Genomic DNA, 23,959 nt, shown 5'->3' on the forward strand with positions numbered 1-23,959 from the left:
AGGAACAACATGGAAGAGAATGTCGCAGACCCTCTCGGTGAGCGTACGGTCCTCGTCGCCGGTGGGAGCGGAGGTATCGGATCGGCGATTTGCCGTGCCCTGGCACGGGATGGGTTCGATATCGCGCTGACCTACCACCGCAACTCCGAGGCGGCGGAGAAGACGGCCGACGCGATCCGTGACCTGGGAGCCAAGGCATGGGTGCATCAGCTCGATCTGACCGATGCCACCGCTACCCGGGCCTTGGTGCGGAGTGTGCCGCGGCTCGACTCAGTGGTCTATGCGGCAGGCCCGCAAATCCCGATGTGTTACACAGCCCAGATCGAGCCCGAACTGTTTGCCGAACAGCTGCGGCGTGACGCCGTAGCCTGTTTCAACCTGCTGCAACCCGCAGTCGAACCCCTGCGGGCGAGCCGGGGCACGATCGTTTGCCTGGTCACCACCGCCCTGCTCCGCTACGCCACCCGCGATCTTCTGTCGGCGGCCCCCAAAGGGGCCGTCGAGCAGGTTGTGCGGGCAATCGCCGCCGAGGAGGGCAAGAACGGAATTCGGGCCAACTGCGTCGGCGTCGGCGTGATCGAGGCCGGACTTCTGGACGACCTGATCGCCAGCGGTGAGTACGACGAACGTGCCCTGGAGGCGGCCAAACGCGCGACGCCGTTACGGCGCTTCGGTTCGGCCGACGAATTGGCCGATGCGGTGGCATTTCTCGCGGGACCGAAGGCGTCCTATGTCACCGGACAGACCCTGCGCGTGGACGGCGGATACTCCGTCTGAGTCTGACGGACTCGTGCTCCCGCGAGCGGGGTCGAGGGAGCACGAGTCGGTTTCACAACCCGATGCCGGAGGCCACCAGGTCCTGGTGGTGTCCGATCCCTCCGAGAAGAGCCTCCGAGCCTCGTGCTCGCTTCAGGTAGAGGTGCGCGTCATGTTCCCAGGTGAATCCGATCCCGCCGTGGATCTGGATGCAGTCGCTCGCCGCCCGGGAGAACACTTCGGAGCAATGAGCCCGGGCCAACGCGGAGGCAAGCGGCAGCTCGATATCGTCTGCGGCCGCGGACATGGCGTAATAGGACGCGGATCGCGCCGATTCGACGCCGAGCAGCATATCGGCGCACCGGTGCTTGACCGCCTGAAAGCTGCCGATCGGACGGCCGAACTGCTGCCGCACCTTGGCGTACTCGACGGACATGTCCAAGCACCGGGCGGCTCCACCGACCTGCTCGGATGCCAGGGCGACCGCGGCCAGTTGCAGGGTCCGCTCGAGTGCGGGCCCGCCGGCGCCCTCGCTGCCGAGGAGCCGGGCAGGCGTCTCGTCGAATGTCACCGTTGCGAGTTTCCTGGTCTGGTCGAGGGTGGGCATTACCGCCCGAGTCATCCCGGGCGCATCCTCGCAGTCCACGATGAACAGCGAGATGCCCTCGCGGCCGGCGCTGCCCGGCACCCGTGCGGAGGCGACGAGGGTGTGCGCGGTGTGACCGTCGACGACCATCGTCTTGGCGCCCGAGAGCCGGTACCGGTCACCGTCGGCGACGGCCTCGGTCGCGACGGCCTCGGGCGCCCAGGTGTCGGTGCCCTCCGCGAACGCGAGCGCACCGCGGACCTCACCCGCGGCAATGCCCGGAAGCAATGTCTGTCGCTGCTCCTCGTCGCCCGCGACGAGGATCGCGTTCGCGGCCAATACCACGGACGAGAGAAACGGCACGCACAACAGCGCGCGGCCCATCTCCTCGAGAACCAGGCCCAGCTCCACCACGGTAAAGCCCATACCGCCGTACGCCTGGGGGATGTGCAGGGACTGCAGGCCGAGCTCCTTGCCCATTTGGTCCCAGACGCCCGTATCGAAGCCGCTGTCGGACTCCATCAGTCGGCGGACCTCGGTGATCGGCGACTTCTCCTCGCAGAATCGTCGAACCAACCGCTGCAGCTCCCGCTGCTCGTCTGTGGGTGCGAAGGTCACGACTGTCCTCTCTGGGAGCGCGGCCGGGCCGACGGCCTCGGTCGAGCACCGCTTCGTCATATCTAACTTAAAGCAGAGTATCTCAGCAAGATCTACACATCTAGTGGGCTTTTCCATTGACTAGTGTTCAAAATCTGTGTAGAAAATTATGCATCAGGTTCACGCTTCCCCACATCGAGTGGGTGGTTTCGCAAGTCTCAAAGGTGGTCGCCAATGCCGGTGATGGACAAGGTCGAGATCGTCCGAAGGTTCACCGACGGCCTGCGAGTGGGCGATATCGGCGCGTGCCTGGAGTTGCTCGACGACGCCAGCGTGTTCTCCGAGACGCCCAGCCTGCCCTTCGGGGGCGACTACATCGGCCCGCAGGGATTTCGCCGGATGCTCCGTGCGGTCGGCCAGGACTTCTCGGTGGAGCTGGAACCACCGGAGATCGCCGACGGCGACGACTGTGTCGCCGTCGCGGTCCACGGCACATTCACCTCCCGCGCGACAGGCCGGAGTATGCCGGTGGATGCCGTCGACATATACCGCCTACGCGGCGACAAGATCATCCGCGTCGACGTGTACTACAAGGACCCTCACGCGCTGAGCGAACTGTGCCGCGAGCACGAATCGCCGGCCGAAAGAGGGCAGGCGAATTCTTATACCTCCAACGATCGAGGCGAACTCCAGTGAGTGATCAGCAGACCGGAAAAGCCACCCGCGGTTGCACAGCGATGCAAGCATTGGGCCGGGACTACGACCATTACGATCCGGACTTCGCGCTGGATCCTCACCGGGAGTATGCGGCGTTGCGCGCCACCTGCCCGGTGGCGCACACAGACAACTACGGCGGCTTCTATGTGCTGTCGAAGTTCGACGACGTCTCCACGGTCCTGCACGATGCCGCGACCTTCTCTTCCTGGCCTGCGGACACCCCGGCGACTCCCGGCCACACTCGTCCCCTCATTCCGCTCGAGGTCGATCCACCCGATCACCGCCGCTACCGCACGATCGTCGACCCGCTGTTCAGGCCCAAGGCGATCGAGCACATCGCGGCGTCGGTGCGCGAGTACGCTACAGAACTGGTCGACGGGATGCTGGCCAAGCGCGAATTCGATTTCATGGCCGAGTTCGCGCAGCCGTATCCGAGCGCGGTATTTCTCCGGCTGGTAGGCCTCGACTTCAGCGTCGAGCAGCGTGACCAGTTGTGCGACTGGGCCGGAACGATTCTGCATACGACAACCAAGGGCGCCGAGCACGGTGACGTCGAAGCGCAGACGGCGGCTCGGCTCGGCGCGGGCAAGGCATTGCACAACTTCCTGCGCGCCTTGCTCGACGAGCGTTTGCAGAAGCCCGGCGATGACATCATCTCGGTGCTCATCAATGCCGAGATGCCCGGTCAGCGGAAGCTGGAATACCGCGAGATCCTGAACTTCGCGTATGTTCTGGTGCTCGCGGGCCTCGACACCGTCACGACCGCCATCGGCTTCAGCTTCCTTCACCTGGCGCGCAGGCCGGACCTACAGGACCAGCTCGCCGCGGATCCCTCGCTCATCCCCGGCGCGATCGAGGAGCTGCTGCGATATGAGCCGATCGTGCACGCCAGCCGAACCGTCATGGAGCGCAAGGTCATCAATGGTGTGGAGCTGCAGCCGGGCGATCGGGTGGTGCTGCCGCTGGCGTCGGCTCACCGCGACGAGGATGCCTACCCCGACGCGGATCAGATCCTCATCGACCGGCACGTGGACAAGTCGATGGTTTTCGGTGCGGGCAGTCATCGGTGCCTCGGTTCGCATCTCGCTCGCCTGGAGCTGACGATCGCGTTCGAGGAGATCTTCCGCCGCATCCCGCGTTTCTCGCTTCCGCCGAACGCCGAGCTCTCCGCACACGGCGGCCAGACCAGGAGCCTGTCGGTCCTCCCGTTCCGGACCTGGCGGGACTGACGGGCGTTTCCACGACCTCGGGCAATACATGCACAGGAAGGCACAGTTACATGACGGTTGAGCAGACTACGCTCCCCACGCACTCCGACCAGGACATCGCGCCGCTGCGTGCGGACGTCGTGAGGTATTTCCTCGAGCCGCAGTCGGTTGCGGTGGTCGGCGTGTCCACCAGCTCGGCTCAGGCCTACAAGGCCGGCGGCCGTGCCGTTCTCGATCATCTCGGGGTGTACGGCTACGGGGGCACTGTCACCGTCATCCATCCGACGGCCACGACGGTGGAGGGACGGCCCGCGTTGCCGTCGCTCGGCGCGATGGACTCCGCGCCCGATGTCGTCGTCATCGCCGTGCCGGCGGCGGCGGTTCTGGGTGTGCTCGAGGATTGCGCGGCTGTCGGTGCGCGCCAGGTGCTGATCCTGACCGCGGGGTTCGCCGATATGGGCGAGGCCGGACACGAGATGGAGCGCTCGTTGCTGAGCTTTGCCAGGGACAACGGGATCAACGTCGTCGGTCCCAACAGCACCGGCCTGGTGAACGTTCGCACCGGCCTGGCGATGAGCATGACCTCCGTGCTGACCGAGGGGGAACCCATTCCCGCCGGTCGGATCGCTGTGATCGCGCAGAGCGGAGCGATCGGCAGCACGATCGTCGAACGCGCCCGCGACGCCGGGGTGGGTATCTCCCACATTGTCAGCACCGGTAACCAGCGCGATATGGATATCCCGGACTTCATCTCGTACTTCGCCGGCCTTCCCGAGGTGGACACCGTCGCGCTGTACATGGAATCGATTCGCGACGGACGGCGCTTCGCTGCGGCGGTCAAAGAACTCGACATCGCCGGGAAGCGGCTGATCACCTACCTCGGTGGACGCTCCGCCGCGGGCGAGCGAGCCGCGGCCAGTCACACCGGCAAGATCATCGGGCGGGGAGCGCTCGAGTTCGGCCTGCTGCGCGCTCTCGGGGTGACCGTTGTCGATGATCCCGACGATCTCTGGGTTCTGGGCGCGATGCGGAACTACGGCCGGGAATTTCCGCGTCAGTGGGGCATGGTCGCGTACTCGGGTGGCATGGCGGTGCTGGCCACCGAGCAGCTATCGGCCGCGGGCGTCGAATTTCCGAAGCTCGGCTCGGAAACGGCGGATCGCCTCGCGGCCGTACTGCCGAACTTCGCCACGTTCCCCAATCCCCTCGACGTCGGGCCGGGTTCGATGCCCGTCGATTTCGGCGGCTATCTGGCCGCAGTCGCCGACGACCCGGCGGTGCAGGCCCTGTGCGTTCCGTTGCCCATGGGCGCCAGGGGATGGAACGGCCAGAGCGTCAAGGACATCCTCGATGTGGGCAGTCGGACGGGTAAGCCGTTCGTCGTGCTCTGGTACGGCGGGACCGCCGTCAAAGAGCATATCCAGGAGTTGCGCGCGGGAGGGGTCCTGGTAGCGGAGGGGCCGACGGATTTGGGTCGGGTGGTCCGTGCGCTGCTCGGTCCCGAACGGGTTAATCAGGCGTCGGCCCACGAGGCGCCTGTGCCGTCATCGACCGGGGCGGCCGCAGTCGGGGGTGCGCCCGCACTGCAACTGCTGGCCGACCACGGTCTGAACATCGCGCCGATGACGGTGAGTGTGGGCGTCGAACCGACGGCCGATGCGGCTGATGCGCTCGGCTATCCCGTCGTGGTCAAGTCCGCCGATGACGACATCACGCATCGAACCGAACTGGGCCTCGTCGCAGTGAACCTCTCGGGTCGTGAGGCCGTCACCGCGGCGGTCGCGCGAATGACGCAGGCGCAGCCGCGCCTCGACGGCTCGGCGGCGAGCTGGTTGGTGCAGAAGATGATCGGGGGCGGAGTGGAGTTGGTGCTGACCGTCCGCGACGCGGACAGTCTCGGCGTGTTCGGCAGCGTCGGGGTCGGCGGTGCGGCGGTCGAGGTGCTGCGCGATATCGAGCAGGTGCCGCTGCCGTGCGATCTGCCGACTTTGCGCAAGGCACTGGCACGCCTGGCGATGGCAGAGCTCTTCGTCGGGTTCCGGGGCAGCGATCCGCTCGACGAGGGCTGGATTCTGGCCACGCTCAACGGAATGGGTGAGCTGCTGAGGTCCCAGGGATTGGCGGAAATCGAAGTGAATCCGGCGATCGTCGGCGCGGACGGCGGGACGATCATCGATGCCTTGTATGTCCGCTAGGTACAGCGGAAACGCAACTGGAAAGCGCTTGTCAAGTTACCAAATTCTTGTTAGATTTAGAATGCATCAGGACCACTGTCCGCGCCTGCGCTCGCCGTCTGGACGAGGCGGCTTGGGGTCATCGCAACATCGGGAGCATCCATGATCAACACTGAACTACCGGCACTCGACGTCGACCAGCACTACTACGAGCCGATCGACGCATTCACCAGGCATTGCCCCAAGGATTGGGCCGCTCGCACGGTCCAGATCGCCAAGATCGGGAATCGAACTCGGCACATCATCGCCGACAAGGTGGACTACTCGGTTACGAACCCGACCTTCGACCCGATCGTGAAGCCGGGAGCCATGGCGGACTACTTCCGCGGCAATCCCGAGAAGAAGCATCTGCAGGAAATTCTGTCTGATCGCGAGCCGATTCCGGCCCACTACCGCGACCGGGACGCGCGGCTGGCCAAACTGGACGAGCAGGAGCTGAACTCGATCTGGCTGCTCCCGTCCCTCGGGATGGGTTTCGAGGAGCGGCTCCAATATGATCCGCCGGCGGCCGGTCAGGCGTTCAAGGCGTTCAATCGCTGGTTGCTCGAGGATTGGGGATACAACTACCGCGACCGGATCTTCGGTTCGCCGTATCTGGCCTTCGGTGATGTCGAGACGGCGGTCGCTGAGGTCGAGCACGGCCTGGCCCACGACGCTCGCATCTTCGTCGTGCGTGCGCAGGCGGTATACACCGACGGCGGCTGGCGATCGCCGGGAGATCCGATATTCGACCCGATCTGGGCTCGTGTCCAGGAGGCGGGCGCTGCGGTTGTCGTACACGTCGGAGAGGTTGGCGGTTCAGGGCTGGACAAGTACACCGATTATCACGGAAACATCATCGGCGATATCGCCTCGCCGTTGCAGATCGCTGTGGGCCATGAGCGCGCAATTGCGAATTACCTCGCCGCCGTCACATGCGACCGGCTGTTCGAGCGTTTCCCGAGTCTGCGTATCGCCTCGGTCGAGAACGGTGCGGAGTTCCTGCCGCTGCTCATTTCCGGCCTCAACCGTGCCGGATTCCAGCGGCCGGGCTATTTCGCTTCCGATCCGGTCGAACAGTTCAGGGAACATGTGTGGGTCGCACCGTTCTGGGAGGACAATCTGACGGAGGTCGTGCACCACATGGGCGCGGACCACGTACTTTTCGGTTCCGACTACCCGCACCCCGAGGGGCTCGCCGAACCCCGGCAGTACGAAAAGGTCGCCACCGAGCTGAAAGATCCAGTCGCCGAGCGCAAGGTCATGTGGGACAACGCGGCCAAACTCACGAAGCTGATCTAGCCGATGGAACCAGCAGGCAAGGTCATAGTCGTCACCGGCGGCGCCGCAGGCATGGGAGAGGCCATGTGCGGGCGGTTCGCCGCCGCCGGTGCCTCGGTTGTCGTATCCGATATCGATGCAGCCGGTGCCGAGCGAGTCGCCGATGGAATCGGCGGACTGGCGATCGCCGCCGATGTGTCCGACGAGCGGGCCGTCGTCGAGTTGGTGGATCGAACGCTGCGGCAACTCGGCCGGATCGATGCATTCGTCTCCAACGCCGGAGTTCTCTGGGGCGAGCCCCACGACGGCGTGACCCCGCTGCACGAGCGCGGAAACCCCTGGGCCTCCAACCAGGCGTGGCAGCGAGTGTGGGACGTCAATGTCATGCCCCAGGTATATGCCGCGCGCGCTGTCCTGCCGCACATGCTCGAGCGTGGATCGGGCTATCTGATCCAGAACGCCTCCGCCGCGGGCCTGCTGACGGCGCTCGGCAATGCGCCGTACGCCACGAGCAAGCACGCGGTGCTCGGGCTCACCGAGTGGTTGTCGATCCACTACGGCGACCGTGGCATTCGTGTGTCGTGCATCGTCGCCGAAGGCGTTCGCACGGCCATGCTGCGCGGCGCGCAAGGCGAATGGTTCGCGGTGGCCGGCGCGATCGAGCCGGAGCAGGCCGCTGACTGTGTGATCGACGGAATGAGCAAGGAAGAATTCCTCATTCTGCCTCATCCTGCTGTCAAGAAGTACTTCCGCGGCAAAGCCGCCGACTACGACGAATGGATATCCAAAATGCGACGACTGCATGCCAAGACCCCGGGGCTGAAATCATGACCGATCACGATCGTGAAGAGATTTTCATAGACGGAAATTGGCGGCGTTCGGAGGGTGGCCTCCTCGATGTGCATTCGGCCATTACCGGCGAGGTGATCGGACGAATCGTTGACGGCACCGCAAACGATGTTCACCAGGCGGTTGCGGCCGCGCGAGCGGCGTTCCCGGCATGGTCTCAGACGCCGCTCGAGGTCAGGCTGGGTCTCTTGTCGCAGCTGGCGAAGAAGCTCGACGAGCGAGCAGCGGAACTCACTCGGCTGATTTCGACCGAGGTCGGCACCCCGCTGCGGATCTCCACCGCGGTCCAGGTCGGACTTCCGCGACAGGTGCTGCGGAGTTACGGCGATCTGATGGATACCTTCGTGCTCGAGGAACAGATCGGCGACTCGCTGGTATTGCGTGAGCCGATCGGCGTCGTCGCCGCCATCACCGCGTGGAACTATCCGCTTCAACAGGTCCTGGGCAAGGTCGGTGCGGCGTTGGTGACGGGGTGCACAGTGGTGCTGAAACCCTCGGAGATCGCACCGCTGAGCGCGTTCGTCGTCGCCGACATGATCGACGAAATCGGTTTCCCGCCAGGCGTGTTCAACTTGGTCTCGGGTACTGGCCGGGTGGTGGGGGAGGAGCTGGTCGCCCATCCGGACATCGACATGGTGACCTTCACGGGTTCGACGGGAGCGGGTCGGCGGATCGGCGAGGTCGCGGCGCGGACCGTGAAACGGGTGGCACTGGAACTCGGAGGCAAGTCCGCCAACGTCATTCTCGACGATGCCGATCTCGAGCGGGCCGTCAAGGTAGGGGTGGCCAACTGCTTCACCAATACCGGGCAGACCTGCACGGCGCTGACCAGGATGCTGGTCCCGCGTGCCAGTCTCGCCGAGGTGGAGGAGCTCGTTCGCGCGCGGCTTGGTAAATACACGGTGGGCGATCCGCTGGATCCGGAGACGAGTATGGGGCCGCTGGCCTCGGCCGCGCAGCGTGACAACGTGCACCGCTACGTCCGGATCGGAATCGAGGAGGGCGCGCGCCTGATCTACGGCGGGACCGACGAGCTGCCCGAGGGCCTGCCTTCGGGCTATTTCGTCAGGCCCGCCGCGTTTTCCGATGTCCGACGAGACATGCGGATCGCCCGCGAGGAGATCTTCGGCCCCGTGCTCGCGATCCTCCCGTACGACAGCGAGGACGAGGCCGTCGACATCGCGAATTCCAGCGAATACGGTCTGGCCGGTGCCGTGTGGTCGCAGGACCGCGACCACGCCATGCGGGTCGCCCGGCGGCTTCGCACCGGCGCGGTCGATATCAACGGCTCATTCTTCAATATGCTCGCGCCTTTCGGGGGATACAAGCAATCGGGTAACGGCCGGGAACTGGGGCACCATGGTCTGGCGGAATTCTATGAATTGAAATCCGTGCAGCAGGCTCCGGCGACGGCGTGATCGGAAGGTAGCTACCGGTGGATTTCTCCAATGATGCAGATCTCGACCTGATTCGAGACGGTGTGCGTGCTGTCTGCGCAAAGTTCGACGACGAGTACTGGGCCGGGCTGGATTCTCGCCATGAATTTCCGTGGGAATTCTATAAGGCGCTCGCAGACGGTGGCTGGATCGGAATCGCGATACCGGAGGAGTACGGCGGTAGCGGTCGTGGCCTGCTCGAGGCGTCGGTCATCCTGAACGAGGTGGCGGCATCCGGTGCCGCGATGAACGGTTGCAGTGCCATCCATCTGTCGATCTTCGGTATGCATCCCCTGGTCCTGCACGGATCCGAGGAGATCAAGCAGCGTTATCTTCCGAAGGTCGCCGCCGGTGAACTCCACGTGGCCTTCGGAGTGACGGAGCCGGATGCGGGCACCGAAACCCTGGCGATCAAGACGAGGGCGGTCAGAGACGGCGATTCGTATATCGTGCGCGGGCGAAAGGTCTGGACCTCGAAGGCGCAGGATGCGGATAGGGTACTTCTTCTGGTCCGCACTACCCCCGCCGAGGAATGCGCTCGTCGCACGGATGGATTGAGCCTGCTGATGGCGAATCTGCGTGACCCCGCGGTCACCATCACCCCGATCGCCAAGGCGGGCCGGAATGCCGTCGCTTCGTGCGAGACCGTGTACGACGACCTTGTCGTCTCCGCCGGCGATCTGGTCGGGGAAGAGGGCAAGGGCTTCTATTACCTGCTCGACGGGCTCAATGCGGAACGGATCCTGATCGCCTCGGAGGCTATCGGGACGGGCAAGGCCGCGCTGCGGCGCGCTGTCGCGTACGCGAAGGAAAGAGTCGTCTACGGCCGGCCGATCGGGTCGAATCAGGGCATCGCATTTCCGCTCGCGGAGGCGTACGCGAAGCTCGAAGCGGCCGAACTGATCACCCATCGGGCGGGGTGGATGCTGGACCGCCAATTACGGTGCGGCGCCGAGGCGAATATGGCCAAGTATCTGGGTGCCGAGGCCGGTTTCCAGGCGGCCGACATCGCGATGCAGACGCATGGCGGGTTCGGGTACGCCGAGGAATACCACGTCGCGCGCTACTGGCGCGAGGCGCGTCTGATGAAGATCGCACCCCTGCCGCAGGAGCTGTTGCTCGCCTACATCGGACACCATGTGCTCGGTCTGCCGAAGAGCTACTGATCGAAAAATCTAACTCAATTTAGATGCTGATTCTGCACAGAATCTACTCAAATTTTGGTAGTGTGCGCCAGGTCACATTGCCATCGGGCGCGAAGGAACGCACGTGAATAACGAGGTATTCGACTTTGTAGTTGTCGGAGGTGGTTCGTCGGGCGCGATCGTGGCCGCACGGCTCGCGGAAGGGGGCGGGCACGTGCTGCTGCTGGAAGCGGGGGGGAGCGATCGACGAATCGACGTGCGGATTCCAGCGGCTGTCGCCGTCGCGTACCAGAAGGTGAACTGGAAATACCCGGCCGAGCCCGATCCCACTCGTACCGGCCGCCCGGAAGCGTGGATGGCGGGCAAGGTGATGGGCGGCGGCGGATCGATCAACTCCTGCGTCTTCGTTCGCGGCAATCGTGCGGACTACGATGGCTGGGCCAAAGAGGGCTGTACCGGCTGGGACTACGAGTCCGTGCTCCCGTCCTTCAAGCGCATGGAGTCGTGGGAGGGCGGCGAGAGCGACCTTCGCGGCGGTTCCGGGCCCATTTCGGTGAATACTCAGAGCAACCACGGCGAGGCCAACTCGGCCTACCTGCAAGCGTGCCTGGAGGCCGGCTACGCGCGTAACCACGACTACAACGGCGCAACTCAGGACGGCGTCGGTTTCGCACAGGTCAACCACCGGCGCGGGACGCGCTCGCAAGCATCGCGGGAATACCTGCGCCGGGTTGTGCTCCAGGGCGAAATAACCGTGCGGACCGATTGCTACGTGCATCGGGTACTCACCGAGGGCGGCGCCGCTGTCGGTGTTCGTTATCGGCACAAGGGCGGCGAGTCCGAAGCGCGGGTCCGGGAAGAGGTGGTGATCAGCGCCGGCGCCATCGGATCACCACGGCTGCTTCAGCTTTCCGGCATCGGACCGCGCGCGGTACTGGACAGCGTGGGCGTGGAGGTCGTGCATCATCTGCCGGGCGTCGGGGAGAATCTGCACGAGCACCCTTATCTCATGCAGCGGTGGCGGTCCACGATCCCGACCATCAACAAGATGCGGGCCGGAACCATTGTCAAAGCCCTCACGGACTATGTCAGGAACGGCAGCGGCCTGCTGGCGATGACGATGGTTCAGGTTCAGTGCATGGGACGGACCGAGCCCGGTCTGGATTCACCGGATTTGCAACTGCAGTTCGTTCCCTTCGCGATCACGCGCGCGGTGGACAAGAACGGTATGTTCAACGTTCAGCCGGCCAAGGAAGAGGGCTTTCTGTCGGCATCGACATTTCTCAGGCCGCGTGCGCGCGGCACGATCACACTCCGCGATTCCGCGCCTGACTCCACGCCCCGCATCTCGTACCAGTTCCTCGCGAACCAGGACGACGTTCGGGACTGCCTGCGTGGGGTCCGCGAAGTGCACCGCGTCATGTCCCAGCCAGCGATGACCGCCATCACCAACGGGCAGCTGCAACCCGAAGCAGACTGCCGGACCGATGCGGACTGGGAACGCTACGTCCGGCAGACGGTAACCCCGTCGTATCACCCGGTCGGCACATGCAAGATGGGTGTCGATGATCTCGCGGTGGTGGATCCCGAACTGCGAGTACACGGCATTCGAAACCTGCGCGTCGCTGATGCCAGCATCATGCCGAAAATTACCACCGGAAATACCAATGCGCCATCCATGATGATCGGTGAGCGCGCCGCGGAACTGATACTCGGCGCTTGATCTCAGAACTAACGGTAGGTCAGCGATGACATCTTCAATCAATACCAGCCTCGAACAAATCAATCGTGAGAACGACCCTGTCGTGTCTTCTCCTGATCTGCTGCAGACGGATGCCACAAAGGGGATCGTCATGGAACTAGGCAAGAACCGATCGAACCGAATTGTCGGTGATTGGCTGCGGGAAGAAGCGGCGCTCGACCCGGACCGGAAATTCGTCCAATGTGCGAGCGACTGGGTGACGCTGGCCGAGCTCGATCGGCGTTCGGATCGGGTCGCCGCCGGTCTGCAATCGCTTGGCGTCGAGAAGGGAGACCGCGTTGCGGTCAACCTTTCCAATCGGATCGAATACATCGTCCTGATCTACGCGATAGCGAAGACCGGCGCGATTCAGGTGCCGCTCAACACCTACCTGCGAGGCGAGTTCCTGCGGCACCAGCTGATTCAGACGACGCCGAAGATCTATATCGGCGACAGCGCCGCGCTGGACATGCTTTCCCCCGTGTCGGCGGGTCTGCCCGTGCAGCCCCAGCCCGTTCTGGTCGGAGACGACCCCGCCGCGGGCACCCGGCCTTCCGTGCTGGATTACGCAGAGCTGGAGGCGAATTCGGCGCAGGTCATCGCGCCGGAGATCACACCTGCTGATACGTGCGCGATCATCTACACCTCGGGAACGACCGGCCCGTCCAAGGGCTGCGCGATCACACACGGCTACTACTGCAACCTGATCAATGTATTCGTCGACTACGGCTGGTACGAGCAGGGTGATGTGATATTCGGCGCCAATCCGCTGTTCCACTTCAGCGGTCAGACATGGCTGGTGGCAGCGGCGTTGGCTGTTCGCGGGTCCGTGATCGTGGAACCGGCGTTCAGTGCCAGCCGGTATATGGCGCGGATTCGTGAGACCGGCGCGACCGCGGCCCTGGGTATGGGCGCGATGGGCATGGCGATCCTTGCCCAGCCGCCGTCGGACGAGGACCGCACCCACAAGCTGCGGCATATCACCTTCATGCCGTCGACGGCGGAGTTCACCGAGCAGTTCGCGGAGAGGTTCGGGATCGAGCCGTTCGCGGAGGTGTTCGGCCAGTCCGAGTGCTGGCCCGCGCTACTGGGGGACCCGCGGGGCGAGCGCCGGCCCGGGAGCATGGGCAAGATGACTCCGGGCCTGCGGGTGAAGATCGTCGACGATAACGACATCGAGGTCCCCATCGGTATGTCCGGCGAAATCGTCGTTCGCCCCGACGAGCCATTCCGGCTGTTCTCCGGTTATTGGAACAATGATCGGGGCACCGTGGAGACATTCCGCAATCTGTGGCATCACACCGGCGACAAGGCGCGAGTCGACGAAGAAGGCTACTTCTGGTTCTCCGACCGAAAGAAGGATTCCCTGCGGCGCCGTGGCGAGAACGTCTCCTCGGTGGAACTCGAGCAGGCCATCATCGCCCATCCGTCCATCGCGCAGGCAGCCGTGCACGCAGTGCCGTCCGAGCTGAGTGAGGACGACATCAAGGTCTGTCTCGTCCTGGCCCCGCAATGCAAGATCGAGCTGCCCGAGTTGTTCGAGTTTTTCCGTAAATCGGTGCCGTACTACGCGATTCCTCGCTACGTCGAGTTCCTCGATGCCTTGCCGGCGAATGTGAACGGCCGAGTGCAGAAGTTCAAGCTCCGTGAGCGCGGCATCACCGAGACCACATTCGACTTCGAGAAACTGGGTCACGTCGTCGCCCGTGCGGATCGCCGGGCGAGCTGACTCCCGCTACGGCAATTTCGTGATTGCCATATGGGCTCAGGGAGATCAACGGTGTAATCGATATCTCCAGGAGTGTCGTTTCTCAACGCAGTGGATAGCGACGCAACTCGTTGAGGAGAAGGTAATTGATCGCGATCGGGACTGCTCATCTGGAGTCGGCGTCTGCGTTGACGCTCCTCGGAGATCGAGCAGTCCCTGCGGTGTGGAACCGGCCCAGTGTGTTGAACGAGTTCGGCGTTCGCAGGCTGGCCGGCCACCCGGGTCGCAGATCCTCTTCGTATCTCGGCTGCTGGCGGTGAAGCCGTCAGGTCAGGAGCCGCTGTGAGTTTTCGAGTTCTTCGCAAGACCCAGCGCGTGCCGCACCCAGGTGGATGCAGAGATCAACGTCCGCATCAGGCAAGGCGTCGAGGCCGTGGCAGCCGACGGTCCCGCCGATAGCTTTCGATTCATCATCACCCGCTGAACCCGCACCCCGGCTCCCATCCAGGACGTGGTGAACCGGGCTGTCCAGCACGGCAGAATCGGTGCGTCCACTCTCCCGGATTGGATGTCGGTTCTTTCACCGAGCGACTGCGATCGCCGATGGCCCGGCTGTGGTGTGCGGCATCGTTATGGCCTTGCCGACCACACCGAAGCGACCCGATTCAGCATCCCCGCAAGTATCGCAATCGTCCCCGACATCGCTTCCGCGGATTTCGGCGAGCATCCTTGCGGCCATGTGGCCGGCACCGCCGGGACCCGGGTCAAGGAGATTCATTCACCTGTGCGACACCGGTCCTGCCGGTGCCGGTTCAGGGGTCGACTTCGACAAGCCGCGCAGCGGGGCTGTCAGTGTGATGTGGCCGCCGTGGCGAGGCTCGAGAGGTGCATACGCAGATCGAACTCTGTGTCGGCGGCCTGTTCGGCAGAAAGGCAATCACCGATTGCCAGCAGCTTCCGGGACGCCATGTGATCGCCCGGGCGATTGAGCGACTCGACGCTCTGAAGTCGTCCGTCATCGAAGCAGAAGATCGAAAAACGTCCCGACTCGGGGTCGCCGCGAAAGACGAATTCGCTGGTCGCGGCGGTGAGCCCGGCAATCTGGAGCTTCATGTCGGACTGGTCGCTCCAGAACCAGGGCACACTGCGATAGGGCTCGGGACGCCCGACGATCCGAGCCGCCAGAGCACGTGGCTGCGCAGTCGCATTATGGACGGATTCCAATCGGATGCTGCGGCCGCCGGCGAAGGAGTTGGGGCACGATGCGCAGTCGCCGACGGCGGAGATTCGGGGGTCCGCGGTCCGCAGATACTGGTCGACCACGATGCCGTTCGCGACCGGTAGTCCCGCCGCTTCGGCGAGTTCGGTATTCGGCAAGGCACCGACGCCGATCAGCACCACGTCGGCAGGAAATTCCCGGCCGTCGGCCGTGGACACCGCCGTGACTCGTCCGCTGGTTCCAGCGATGCGCTCGACGGTGGCTCCGAGTTCGATCTGCATGCCGCGCGCTCGGTGCGTATCGAGAAGGAAGCTTGCCATCGGGGGCGACAACACTCGTCCCATCAACCGGTCGGCGACCTCGATCACGACGGTATGCAGCCCGAGTGCGACCGCCGTCGCGGCGACTTCCAGCCCGATGAATCCTCCGCCGATCACGACGACGTTGTGGGCGCGGCCCAGCCGCTCGCGCAGATCGTCGGCCTCGGCGAGCGTCCGCAGGCCGACCACGCCGTCCAGATCGGCGCCGTCCAGAGGCAGTGTGCGGTTGCGGGCACCGAGCGCGAGCACGAGATGGTCGTAGTCCAGGGTGGTGCCTGAGACAAGTTCGACTCGACCGGCGGTGCGCTCGATCGCGCACACTCGGTCGGGGATGCGCCGCTCGATCTCGTGGTGGTCGTAGAAAGTCGCGGGGTGCAGCCAGAGCGTGTCCCGCGCGGCTTTCCCGGTGATGTGACCCTTCGACAGCGGTGGGCGCTGATACGGCAGATGAGGTTCGTCGCCGACGAGCACGATGTTCCCGTCGAAACCGAACTCGCGGAGCGATGCCGCGGTCTGGGTGCCGGCCTGGCCGGCGCCGGCGACGATGACAGTGGGCCGCGCCATCAGTACTGCTCCGGCACGACGCGCACGACGAGGCCGTCGAGCTCTGGGCCGAGGACGAGCTGGCAGCTGAGGCGGCTTCCGGGCAGCCGTGGGGAAGCCGTGTAGCCGAGCATCTCGTCCTCGTCCGCGCTGGGCGCATCGAGACGCTGGATGTCGTTGTCGTCGACATAGACATGGCAGGTGGCGCAGGCCAGCGTGCCGCCGCACTCGGCGACGATCTCGCTGACGTCGTTCGCCAATGCTGCTTGCATTACCGTGGTTCCGTCGGGGACCTCGACGATCACGTCGTCCCCGTCGGGACGTACGTAGGTCACTTTAGCCACTATTGATCTCCCTCCAGTTACCGATTCATCGGCGCACACCACGCCTCCGACGCGACGAACAACCTGCTGGTAGCGTCGAGCGGTCCGTCGGTTTAGTCTAAATCAAAACCGAATCATTTGCACACGATCGGTCTGTGGATCCCTGTCATAGCCTGCGGTTCGAGGCGCTCGATGCGTATGGGACCTGGCGATATTGTTGGTCTGGCCGGGCTCTTGACAGTGGTTCAGGTCACGCGTACAAACAGTACTGTACCTAAAACAGCACAGAATTTTCCTCTAATGAGGCACCGAATTGGCTCTCCGTGCGTACGGGACCCGCAGACGTACGGCGGACCGCGGTCACACATCGGCAAAACATGAAACAGGAGCTGCATCATGAACCAGCCCGCCCCCACGGCAGTGGGCGACAACACCCCGGATGCGGCGTCAGAGGCGGCGAACTTCAGTCCGTTGGACCCGGAGTTGGCGGCTGACTTCTGGCCCCGCGTCAATGAACTCCGCGAAAAATGCCCCGCCGGTTGGAGCACTCGGCCCTGGAGCGCGGACGCCGAGGGCTTCTGGGTGCTGAACAAGCACTCCGATGTGCAGGGGGCCGCCGCGAACTGGGGTTTGTACAGCAGCGCTGACGGTGCGTCTCCTGTGCAATTCGATCTCGACATATTGCGGATGGTCCCGCTCGAGACGGACCCGCCGCTGCACCGAGACATTCGCAAGGTACTCAACCCGTTCTTCACTCCCGAGGCGATGGAATCCGCGGAGCCTCGTATCGAGGAGATCGTGGACGGGCTCATCGGGCGGTGCGCGGATGCGAGTCCGGTCGATTTCGTCGCGGAGTTCACCTCGCAACTCCCGCCGATCGTCTTCTTCGAGACGTTCCTGGATCAGAAGGCGTCGGAAATCGGCTGGGTGCTGGAAGTTCTGGACACCCTGCTGACCAAGCCCGACCAGGTGATGGAGGCCGCTCCGCGGCTGCTGATGTTCTGCGCGAATCTGCTCGAGTCGCGTCGTGCCGAAGGCCGCAAGGACGACCTCCCTGGCGTGATCGCGCACATGGGGACAGGTGAGTCGGAGGATGGGCTGGAGCTCGACGAGCGGGCGAGGGTCGAGACCCTCAACCTGACAGTGATGGCGGGCATGGAAACCACGATGGGTGGACTTGCCAGCATTGCCCGGATTCTCGGCACGGACAACACGCTGCGAGAGAGCCTGCGCGGCATCGACGGCAGAACACTCGACAAGTACGTCGACGAGTTCCTCCGCTTCGAGAGTCCGGTCCCGACCGCGGGACGTACTCTCACCGCGGATACCGAAGTCCGGGGCTGCCCCATGAAAGCGGGCGATCGCATCCTGCTCAACTGGGCCGCGGCCAACCGCGACCCCGAAAAGTTCCCGGATCCCGACTCGCTCAATTTCGAACGCCAGAACGGCGCGTCGCATGTCGCTTTCGGTGCGGGCATTCACCGTTGCCTGGGCAACCATCTGGCTCGTCGCGAGATCCGGGCCGCGATCCGGGCCATCAGCGAGTTGAGCGTGTTCGAACTCGAGCCGGGATTCGAGGTCCAGTACCGCCCGTCCTTCGCCAGGGGCCCGATCAGCCTGCCGATCCGGATCGCCCGCTGACGCCGTCCGGACGACATTTACCCAGCCCACGCAAGAGAAGAGGAACTGCACATGGGAACCCTTGACGGACGGGTCGCGATCGTGACCGGAGCAGGTCGCGGCATCGGCGGCTCGGTCGCGAAGTTGTTCGCGGCAGAAGGCGCGACGGTTGTCGTCAATGACATCGGCGCATCGCTGAGTGGGCTGGAGTCCGAGGGTAGCCCCGCCGATGGACTCGTTCGCGAGATCGAGGCAGCGGGTGGCACGGCAGTGACCAATGGGGCCGACATCTCCGATCACGAGGCGGCTCGTGATCTGGTGGAATCGACGATCGAGCGGTTCGGCAAGCTCGACATTCTCGTCAATGTCGCAGGTATCCTCCGTGACCGCATGATCTTCAACATGTCGGAGGAGGAGTGGGACGCCGTCATCAGGGTTCACCTCAAGGGGCACTTCAACACCATCCGGCCCGCGGCCGCGCATTGGCGCAAAGTCGGTGATCCGAATGCGCAGAACCGGATCATCAATTACACCTCACGCGCGGGCCTGCACGGAGCCCCCGGGCAGCCCAACTACTCCGCGGCCAAGATGGGCATCGTCGGTCTGACCTATTCCTGCGCGGTAGCGCTGAAGCGCTACGGCGTCACAGCGAATGCGATCTCGCCGGCGGCGGCCACGCGGATGACCGCCACCTTCAAGGATGCCTCCGCATACAGCGAAGGGGCCGACGAGCTCTCCCCCGACAACATCGCTCCGATCGCCGCATATCTGGCGTCGGAACAGTCCGGGTGGTGCAACGGCCACGTGATCCATGCGCGTGGATACGAGGTGTCGCTGTACAGCGATCCGCAGCCGCTGGTGACGCTTCGTTCCGATGGCCCCTGGGACCTGCGCCTGATGGCCAAGGAAGTCGAGGCGGCCTTCCGCCCCTCGACCGACGCCGCCCCGCCGAACCCGTTCGTCTGATGTCGATCAGGGGAAGGGCCTACATCGCCGGGGCCTACGAGCATCCCGGCCGGAATCTGCCCGACACATCGATTCCACAGATCCACGCGGAGGTGGCCATCGGCGCGCTGGCCGACGCCGGATTGAGCCTGGGCGACGTGGACGCCTACTACTGCGGTGCCGACGCGCCGGGGCTGGGTGGCTTGGCGATGGCCGACTATCTCGGTCTGAGCCTGCGGCACATGGACAGCTCCGACATGGGCGGCTCCGTCTATATGTCGCACGTCGGTCATGCGGCCGCGGCGATTGCCGCGGGCAAGTGCCGCGTGGCGCTGATAACCCTGGGCGGGCGGCCGCGGACCACCTCGTTGCGTGCGCCCGGTCAGCTGATGGGTGAGCCACCGGAGAAGTCCTTCGAACCGATATTCGGCACCAACGTGAGCGCGCTGTACGCCCTGGCTGCCCAGCGTCACATGTACGAGTACGGCACCACGAGCGAACAGCTGGCCGAGATCAAGGTGGCCGCGTCCGTCCATGCGCAGCACAACGAGAACGCGATGCTGCGCAAGGTGGTCACGGTCGACGAGGTGGTGAACTCGCCCATGGTCAGTTCACCGCTGCATCGGCTCGATTGTTGTCTGGTCACCGATGGCGGGGGCGCGCTCGTCGTCGTGGCGCCGGATGTGGCAGAGGATCTCGACCGTCAGTGTGTGAAGGTCCTCGGGCACGGCGAGGCCGTGGAACACACTCGCGCCGGCTGGCAGAACATCACGGTCACAGGGGGAGTGCGCTCCGGCGCCGACGCATACGACGAAGCGGGCGTTCGTCCGGCCGACATCGACTATGTCGGTCTCTACGACTCGTTCACGATCACCGTCCTGCTGGCACTGGAGGACCTCGGATTCTGCAAGAAGGGCGACGGCGGCAAGTTCGTCTTGGACGGCGCTCTGCAGTCGCCGCACGGCCGGCTTCCGTTCAACACCGACGGTGGTTCGCTGTGCAACAACCATCCTGCCAATCGGGGTGGCATGACCAAGATCATCGAGGCCGTCCGGCAGCTGCGCGGCGAAGCACATCCGGCGGTTCAGGTGCCGGACTGCGCATTGGCCCTCGCGCACGGCACCGGCGGCTGGCTGTCCACCCGTATGGGAAACGCGACAGTGATTCTCGGCAGGGAGGACGCATGACATCGCCCGAACTTCCGGCGCCGCCGCCCGATATCCAGCCGGAGACGGCGAGCTTCTGGGCGGCGACGCTCGACGGCACGTTGCTCTTGCAGCGGTGCTCGCGGTGTGGGCGCGCGGGTTATTACCCCCGTTTCGTGTGTGCGAACTGCCACAGCACCGATCTCGTCGACTTCGAGGCGTCGGGCCGCGGAACCATCTACAGCTACACGGTCACCACTCGCGGGATCCTCGACTATGCCAGCGCGGGCTCGTATGTGCTGGCCATGGTCGCTCTCGACGAAGGTCCGAAGATGATCACCAATATCGTGGAGTGCGATCCGGACGAGCTGGCGATCGGCCAACCGGTCGAGGTGATCTTCGCCGACACCGGTGCCGGGGCAGCGTTGCCCCGGTTCCGTCCGGTCGCCCAGGAGGCCTGAGATGGCCGATCACGTGTTCCCCGTGGAAGCCGGGCACGTTCTGGCTTTCGCCCGCGCGGTCGGCGACGCCGATCTGGCAGCCGAGATCCCCGCGCAGGGGACCGTGGTCCCCGCGACCTTCGTCGCAGCCTCGATTCAATTCGATCCGACGCACATGCGTGGGATGAAACCGGCTGGCGCGCTGTCTGATTCGAATACGAGCGGCGTCAGCGTGCTGCACGCCGAGCAACATTTCGAGTATTTCGCACCCGTGCGTGTCGGCGATCTGCTCACCGTGCACGAATCCGACGGCCGACGCTGGCGAAAACAGAGTCGGCGAGCAGGCGCGCTGGTATTCCGGGAGATCGTGAAGGAGTACCGCAGCAGCTCGGACGAGCTGGTGCTGCGCTCACGAATGGTCTTGGTGGATACAGAGTTCGCCGTTTCGGATGAGCCGGTTTCGTCGTGACGAGTGACGTATCGGTCAGGCCCGGGGAGTTCACTGTCGGCAGCTCCCGGCGCCGGGTCGTGTGCCGCGAGATCAGTCGCACTCAGATTGTGCAGTACGCGGGCGCCGCAGGTGATTACAGCCCGTTGCACACCGACGAGCCACACGCGGTGCGCGCCGGCTACCGAGGTGTCATGGCGCACGGAATGATGGTGATGGCAGCCACCGAGCGGCTTCTTGCCGATTGGCTGGGACGAGATCGGCTGGCGCACTACGGGGTTCGCTTCGTCAGCCCGGTCTGGCCGGGCGACAGCCTCGAGGCCGTCGCCACGGTCCGCGCCGTTCGCGACGACGCGGACGGCCGATACGTCGAACTAGAGGTCGTCACGACCAATCAGGACGGTGTCGCCGTACTGGCGGGCAGCGCGAGCGCCCGCATCTGACACTTCCCGCCGAATCGGGCGGAAATCATGGGAGATCTGGAGGACAACGTGGTCGAACATCCCAATGCCCTGGTTGTTCGCCGCCTGATGGCGGCATTGTCGGAGCAGAATCGGGCGGAGATCGAGGCGGTCTTGGCCGACGAATGCGTGTGGCGAGTTCCAGGTGCGAACGCGCTGTCGGGCGTGTACGAGGGGCGACGGTCGATTCTCACCCTGTTCGGCAAGATGAAGCGAATCTTCACAGGTCCGGCGAAATTCGAGGTCATCGACATCACGGCCAGCGATGACTACGCGGCCGCTTACCAATACGGCATAGTCGAGGTCGCCGACCGGACCGTGCGGCTGCGAGAGTGCCTGGTCTACCGGGTTGTCGACGGCCGCGTCACCGAGGTCGACGAATTCCAGGCAGATATGGAAGCCTTCGACGACGCGTTTTCGGCGGAGTCGGTGGCGGCTGCGCAGGCGGGCAAGACAGAATGAGCGTGATCGTCGAGCACATGGATGCGGCATCGGCTCTTGCTCTCGTGGGCGACGGTGCGCATATCGTCGCGGCGCCGGGATGTGGTGCGCCGACCACACTGCTGCGCGCGGTGAACAAGCAGGCCCCCGGACGTGGTTGGACGCTCGGCTCGGGAATGCTGTTGGGGGACTATCCCTTTCTCGATGTCGTGCGCAGCGGTGATCTGCGCTATCGGACATGGCATGTCATGGCGCCCGTGCGCGAGCTCGTCGCCGACGGTGTCGTGGGATATGTGCCGATTCGCGCGTCGCGGGTCGCGGGCCTGCTGGCCGCTCACGGTGTCGGCGCGGCCCTCGTCCGGGTCACCCCGCCGGATCGCCACGGCTACTGCTCGCTCGGCCCCTCGGCGGGCTACGGGCTCGACGCGTTGCGGCTCGCCGGTGTGCGGATTGGCGAGGTCGATCCGGATCTTCCCCGGACGCACGGCGGAACCACGGTTCACCGGTCAGTGTTCGACGCGCTCGTCGAGACCGAAGATCCGACACCGCGTTACGAGTCGGCGAAACCCGACGCGATCAGCAAGCAAATCGCCGCCCACATTCTCGCCCTGCTGCCGCGAGATCCCACGCTACAGATCGGCATCGGGTCGATTCCCGAAGCCGTCGTGAGCTCCCTCGCCACCGCGGATGTGGGACGAGTGCGGTTCGCGGGAATGGCCACCGACGAGATGGTCGACCTGTTCGAGCGCGGGATCATCGCCCCGGAGGTGGACGAGTCACCGATCACGTCGCCCGAACTGATGGGCACCGAACGGCTGATGCGGTTCGCGGACGGCAACCCCGCGGTGAGCGTGTATCCCTCCTCGCGAGCCCACGATGCGGCGTTGCTGGGCCGCATCGAGCGATTCGTCTCGATCAACACCGCCATCGAGGTCGATCTGTCCGGTCAGGTCAACAGCGAGATGATTCGCGGACGGCAGGTGTCCGGGGTCGGCGGCAGCCTCGATTTCGTCGATGCGGCGAGCCGGTCGCTCGGTGGATTGCGCGTGATCGCGCTGCCCGCCGCGACGGCGAACGGCGTTCATCCCAAGATCGTAGGCGCGATAGGCGCGAGCGGCACCGTCACGATGCCGCGGTCGATGGTCGACGCGGTCGTCACTGAATACGGCGTTGCCGTACTCGAGGGGTTGACGACCGTTGAGCGATCCGAGGCGCTCATCGCGATCTCACATCCGCAGCACCGTGCGGCGCTGACCGAATATGCAGGGGCACAACGATGACCGTTCATCAACGACGCGGAAAGTATCTCGACGAGTTGATCGTCGGCGACGTCTACCTGCACCGTCCCGGCCGGACGGTGACCGAGGCGGACAACCTGCTGTTCACCACATTGACGATGAACACCCAGAGCCTGCACCTCGATTCGGCCTTCGCCGAGACGCAGGAGTTCGGTCAACGGCTGGTGAACAGCTTGTTCACGATGTCCACCGTCGTTGGCTTGAGCGTCGCCGACCTCACCGAGGGAACCACGGTCGGAAATCTCGGATTCTCCGAGATCAGCTTTCCCGCACCGGTTTTCATAGGCGATACCCTGACCGCCGAGACGGAGATCGCCGCCACGCGCCGGTCGGCGTCTCGTCCGGGACAGGGCATCGTGACGTTCGAGCATCGCGGCCACAACCAGCGCGGGCAGCTGGTGTGCACGGCGCGGCGGGCGGCACTGGTCCTCGCGGCGCCCCTTGGCGAGCAGACCCCGGCGAGCTCCGGTTAACGGGTGATATCGACGCCTCCGCGGATGACGAAAGTCGCTGTCCCGC

At 64.7% G+C, this 23,959-nt stretch carries 22 protein-coding genes; 19 read left to right on the plus strand and 3 right to left on the minus strand.

Annotation, left to right across the window (positions count from 1 at the left end; genetic code table 11):
• Positions 1-9 precede the first annotated feature (9 nt).
• The gene (locus ON40_RS07515; RefSeq protein ID WP_051192806.1) at positions 10-777 is read left to right on the plus strand and encodes an SDR family NAD(P)-dependent oxidoreductase; all 768 of its coding nucleotides are present in this window, start codon (positions 10-12) and stop codon (positions 775-777) included.
• Between the two features lie 52 nt (positions 778-829).
• On the opposite strand, the gene ON40_RS07520 is transcribed toward ON40_RS07515, so the two are convergent.
• A complete protein-coding gene (locus ON40_RS07520; RefSeq protein ID WP_040819944.1) occupies positions 830-1,960 on the minus strand; it encodes an acyl-CoA dehydrogenase family protein in 1,131 nt (376 codons plus the stop codon).
• A 213-nt stretch (positions 1,961-2,173) separates the two neighbouring features.
• Here ON40_RS07520 and ON40_RS07525 point away from each other — a divergent pair, with 213 nt between their 5' ends.
• From ON40_RS07525 to ON40_RS07565, 9 genes are all read left to right on the plus strand, one after another.
• Complete coding sequence (locus ON40_RS07525; RefSeq protein WP_040819946.1) at positions 2,174-2,635, plus strand: nuclear transport factor 2 family protein; 462 nt, start codon at positions 2,174-2,176, stop codon at positions 2,633-2,635.
• On the plus strand, positions 2,632-3,885 hold the full coding sequence (locus ON40_RS07530; RefSeq protein ID WP_040819948.1) for a cytochrome P450: 1,254 nt from the start codon (positions 2,632-2,634) through the stop codon (positions 3,883-3,885). The genes ON40_RS07525 and ON40_RS07530 overlap by 4 nt, the downstream gene beginning before the upstream one ends.
• Positions 3,886-3,935: 50 nt before the next feature.
• Positions 3,936-6,059, plus strand: a complete 2,124-nt coding sequence (locus tag ON40_RS07535; protein ID WP_083895474.1) for an acetate--CoA ligase family protein — start codon at positions 3,936-3,938, stop codon at positions 6,057-6,059.
• A gap of 141 nt (positions 6,060-6,200) precedes the next feature.
• Positions 6,201-7,379: an amidohydrolase family protein gene (locus ON40_RS07540; protein WP_051192807.1), complete on the plus strand. Its 1,179-nt coding sequence runs from the start codon at positions 6,201-6,203 to the stop codon at positions 7,377-7,379.
• 3 nt (positions 7,380-7,382) lie between these two features.
• Complete coding sequence (locus ON40_RS07545; protein ID WP_040819950.1) at positions 7,383-8,189, plus strand: SDR family oxidoreductase; 807 nt, start codon at positions 7,383-7,385, stop codon at positions 8,187-8,189.
• Positions 8,186-9,625: an aldehyde dehydrogenase family protein gene (locus tag ON40_RS07550; RefSeq protein ID WP_040819954.1), complete on the plus strand. Its 1,440-nt coding sequence runs from the start codon at positions 8,186-8,188 to the stop codon at positions 9,623-9,625. The genes ON40_RS07545 and ON40_RS07550 overlap by 4 nt, the downstream gene beginning before the upstream one ends.
• A gap of 17 nt (positions 9,626-9,642) precedes the next feature.
• Entirely contained in the window at positions 9,643-10,809 is a 1,167-nt protein-coding gene (locus ON40_RS07555; protein ID WP_040819957.1) for an acyl-CoA dehydrogenase family protein, read from the plus strand.
• 103 nt (positions 10,810-10,912) lie between these two features.
• Positions 10,913-12,511, plus strand: a complete 1,599-nt coding sequence (locus ON40_RS07560) for a GMC family oxidoreductase (RefSeq protein ID WP_040819959.1) — start codon at positions 10,913-10,915, stop codon at positions 12,509-12,511.
• A 130-nt stretch (positions 12,512-12,641) separates the two neighbouring features.
• Complete coding sequence (locus tag ON40_RS07565; protein ID WP_040819960.1) at positions 12,642-14,258, plus strand: AMP-binding protein; 1,617 nt, start codon at positions 12,642-12,644, stop codon at positions 14,256-14,258.
• An 828-nt stretch (positions 14,259-15,086) separates the two neighbouring features.
• Here ON40_RS07565 and ON40_RS07570 read toward each other — a convergent pair.
• Positions 15,087-16,340, minus strand: a complete 1,254-nt coding sequence (locus ON40_RS07570; protein WP_040819963.1) for an NAD(P)/FAD-dependent oxidoreductase — start codon at positions 16,338-16,340, stop codon at positions 15,087-15,089.
• Positions 16,340-16,654 (minus strand): 2Fe-2S iron-sulfur cluster-binding protein, encoded by a 315-nt coding sequence (locus ON40_RS07575; RefSeq protein ID WP_306305376.1) that lies wholly within the window; start codon positions 16,652-16,654, stop codon positions 16,340-16,342. Before ON40_RS07575 ends, ON40_RS07570 begins: the two co-directional genes overlap by 1 nt.
• A gap of 384 nt (positions 16,655-17,038) precedes the next feature.
• On the opposite strand from ON40_RS07575, the gene ON40_RS07580 reads away from it, so the two are divergent.
• Genes ON40_RS07580 through ON40_RS07620 form a run of 9 tightly spaced genes read left to right on the plus strand, consistent with a single transcriptional unit; the run spans position 17,039 to position 23,913 of the window.
• The gene (locus ON40_RS07580; RefSeq protein ID WP_051192808.1) at positions 17,039-18,283 is read left to right on the plus strand and encodes a cytochrome P450; all 1,245 of its coding nucleotides are present in this window, start codon (positions 17,039-17,041) and stop codon (positions 18,281-18,283) included.
• A gap of 51 nt (positions 18,284-18,334) precedes the next feature.
• Positions 18,335-19,228, plus strand: a complete 894-nt coding sequence (locus tag ON40_RS07585) for an SDR family NAD(P)-dependent oxidoreductase (RefSeq protein WP_040819968.1) — start codon at positions 18,335-18,337, stop codon at positions 19,226-19,228.
• On the plus strand, positions 19,228-20,394 hold the full coding sequence (locus tag ON40_RS07590) for a thiolase family protein (RefSeq protein WP_040819972.1): 1,167 nt from the start codon (positions 19,228-19,230) through the stop codon (positions 20,392-20,394). Before ON40_RS07585 ends, ON40_RS07590 begins: the two co-directional genes overlap by 1 nt.
• Complete coding sequence (locus ON40_RS07595) at positions 20,391-20,813, plus strand: Zn-ribbon domain-containing OB-fold protein (RefSeq protein WP_040819974.1); 423 nt, start codon at positions 20,391-20,393, stop codon at positions 20,811-20,813. Before ON40_RS07590 ends, ON40_RS07595 begins: the two co-directional genes overlap by 4 nt.
• 1 nt (position 20,814) lies before the next feature.
• Positions 20,815-21,261: an FAS1-like dehydratase domain-containing protein gene (locus ON40_RS07600; protein ID WP_040819976.1), complete on the plus strand. Its 447-nt coding sequence runs from the start codon at positions 20,815-20,817 to the stop codon at positions 21,259-21,261.
• Positions 21,258-21,683 (plus strand): MaoC family dehydratase, encoded by a 426-nt coding sequence (locus ON40_RS07605; protein ID WP_040819979.1) that lies wholly within the window; start codon positions 21,258-21,260, stop codon positions 21,681-21,683. The genes ON40_RS07600 and ON40_RS07605 overlap by 4 nt, the downstream gene beginning before the upstream one ends.
• Positions 21,684-21,710: 27 nt before the next feature.
• Positions 21,711-22,163, plus strand: coding sequence for a nuclear transport factor 2 family protein (locus ON40_RS07610; RefSeq protein ID WP_040819982.1), 453 nt, complete (start codon positions 21,711-21,713; stop codon positions 22,161-22,163).
• Positions 22,160-23,422 (plus strand): acetyl-CoA hydrolase/transferase family protein, encoded by a 1,263-nt coding sequence (locus tag ON40_RS07615; RefSeq protein ID WP_051192809.1) that lies wholly within the window; start codon positions 22,160-22,162, stop codon positions 23,420-23,422. The genes ON40_RS07610 and ON40_RS07615 overlap by 4 nt, the downstream gene beginning before the upstream one ends.
• Positions 23,419-23,913, plus strand: a complete 495-nt coding sequence (locus ON40_RS07620) for a MaoC family dehydratase (protein ID WP_040819985.1) — start codon at positions 23,419-23,421, stop codon at positions 23,911-23,913. Before ON40_RS07615 ends, ON40_RS07620 begins: the two co-directional genes overlap by 4 nt.
• Positions 23,914-23,959 lie beyond the last annotated feature (46 nt).

Origin of the sequence: Nocardia jiangxiensis NBRC 101359 (assembly GCF_000308615.1) — a bacterium.
Classification (GTDB): Bacteria; Actinomycetota; Actinomycetes; order Mycobacteriales; family Mycobacteriaceae; genus Nocardia; species Nocardia jiangxiensis.

Excerpts from the sequence above, each read along its gene's own strand:
- ON40_RS07515 (WP_051192806.1), top strand. The coding sequence starts at position 10 with ATGGAAGAGAATGTCGCAGACCCTCTCGGTGAGCGTACGGTCCTCGTC.
- ON40_RS07525 (WP_040819946.1), top strand. The coding sequence starts at position 2,174 with ATGCCGGTGATGGACAAGGTCGAGATCGTCCGAAGGTTCACCGACGGC.
- ON40_RS07535 (WP_083895474.1), top strand. The coding sequence starts at position 3,936 with ATGACGGTTGAGCAGACTACGCTCCCCACGCACTCCGACCAGGACATC.
- ON40_RS07540 (WP_051192807.1), top strand. The coding sequence starts at position 6,201 with ATGATCAACACTGAACTACCGGCACTCGACGTCGACCAGCACTACTAC.
- ON40_RS07545 (WP_040819950.1), top strand. The coding sequence starts at position 7,383 with ATGGAACCAGCAGGCAAGGTCATAGTCGTCACCGGCGGCGCCGCAGGC.
- ON40_RS07550 (WP_040819954.1), top strand. The coding sequence starts at position 8,186 with ATGACCGATCACGATCGTGAAGAGATTTTCATAGACGGAAATTGGCGG.
- ON40_RS07565 (WP_040819960.1), top strand. The coding sequence starts at position 12,642 with ATGGAACTAGGCAAGAACCGATCGAACCGAATTGTCGGTGATTGGCTG.
- ON40_RS07570 (WP_040819963.1), bottom strand. The coding sequence starts at position 16,340 with ATGGCGCGGCCCACTGTCATCGTCGCCGGCGCCGGCCAGGCCGGCACC.
- ON40_RS07580 (WP_051192808.1), top strand. The coding sequence starts at position 17,039 with ATGAACCAGCCCGCCCCCACGGCAGTGGGCGACAACACCCCGGATGCG.
- ON40_RS07585 (WP_040819968.1), top strand. The coding sequence starts at position 18,335 with ATGGGAACCCTTGACGGACGGGTCGCGATCGTGACCGGAGCAGGTCGC.
- ON40_RS07590 (WP_040819972.1), top strand. The coding sequence starts at position 19,228 with ATGTCGATCAGGGGAAGGGCCTACATCGCCGGGGCCTACGAGCATCCC.
- ON40_RS07595 (WP_040819974.1), top strand. The coding sequence starts at position 20,391 with ATGACATCGCCCGAACTTCCGGCGCCGCCGCCCGATATCCAGCCGGAG.
- ON40_RS07600 (WP_040819976.1), top strand. The coding sequence starts at position 20,815 with ATGGCCGATCACGTGTTCCCCGTGGAAGCCGGGCACGTTCTGGCTTTC.
- ON40_RS07610 (WP_040819982.1), top strand. The coding sequence starts at position 21,711 with ATGGGAGATCTGGAGGACAACGTGGTCGAACATCCCAATGCCCTGGTT.
- ON40_RS07615 (WP_051192809.1), top strand. The coding sequence starts at position 22,160 with ATGAGCGTGATCGTCGAGCACATGGATGCGGCATCGGCTCTTGCTCTC.
- ON40_RS07620 (WP_040819985.1), top strand. The coding sequence starts at position 23,419 with ATGACCGTTCATCAACGACGCGGAAAGTATCTCGACGAGTTGATCGTC.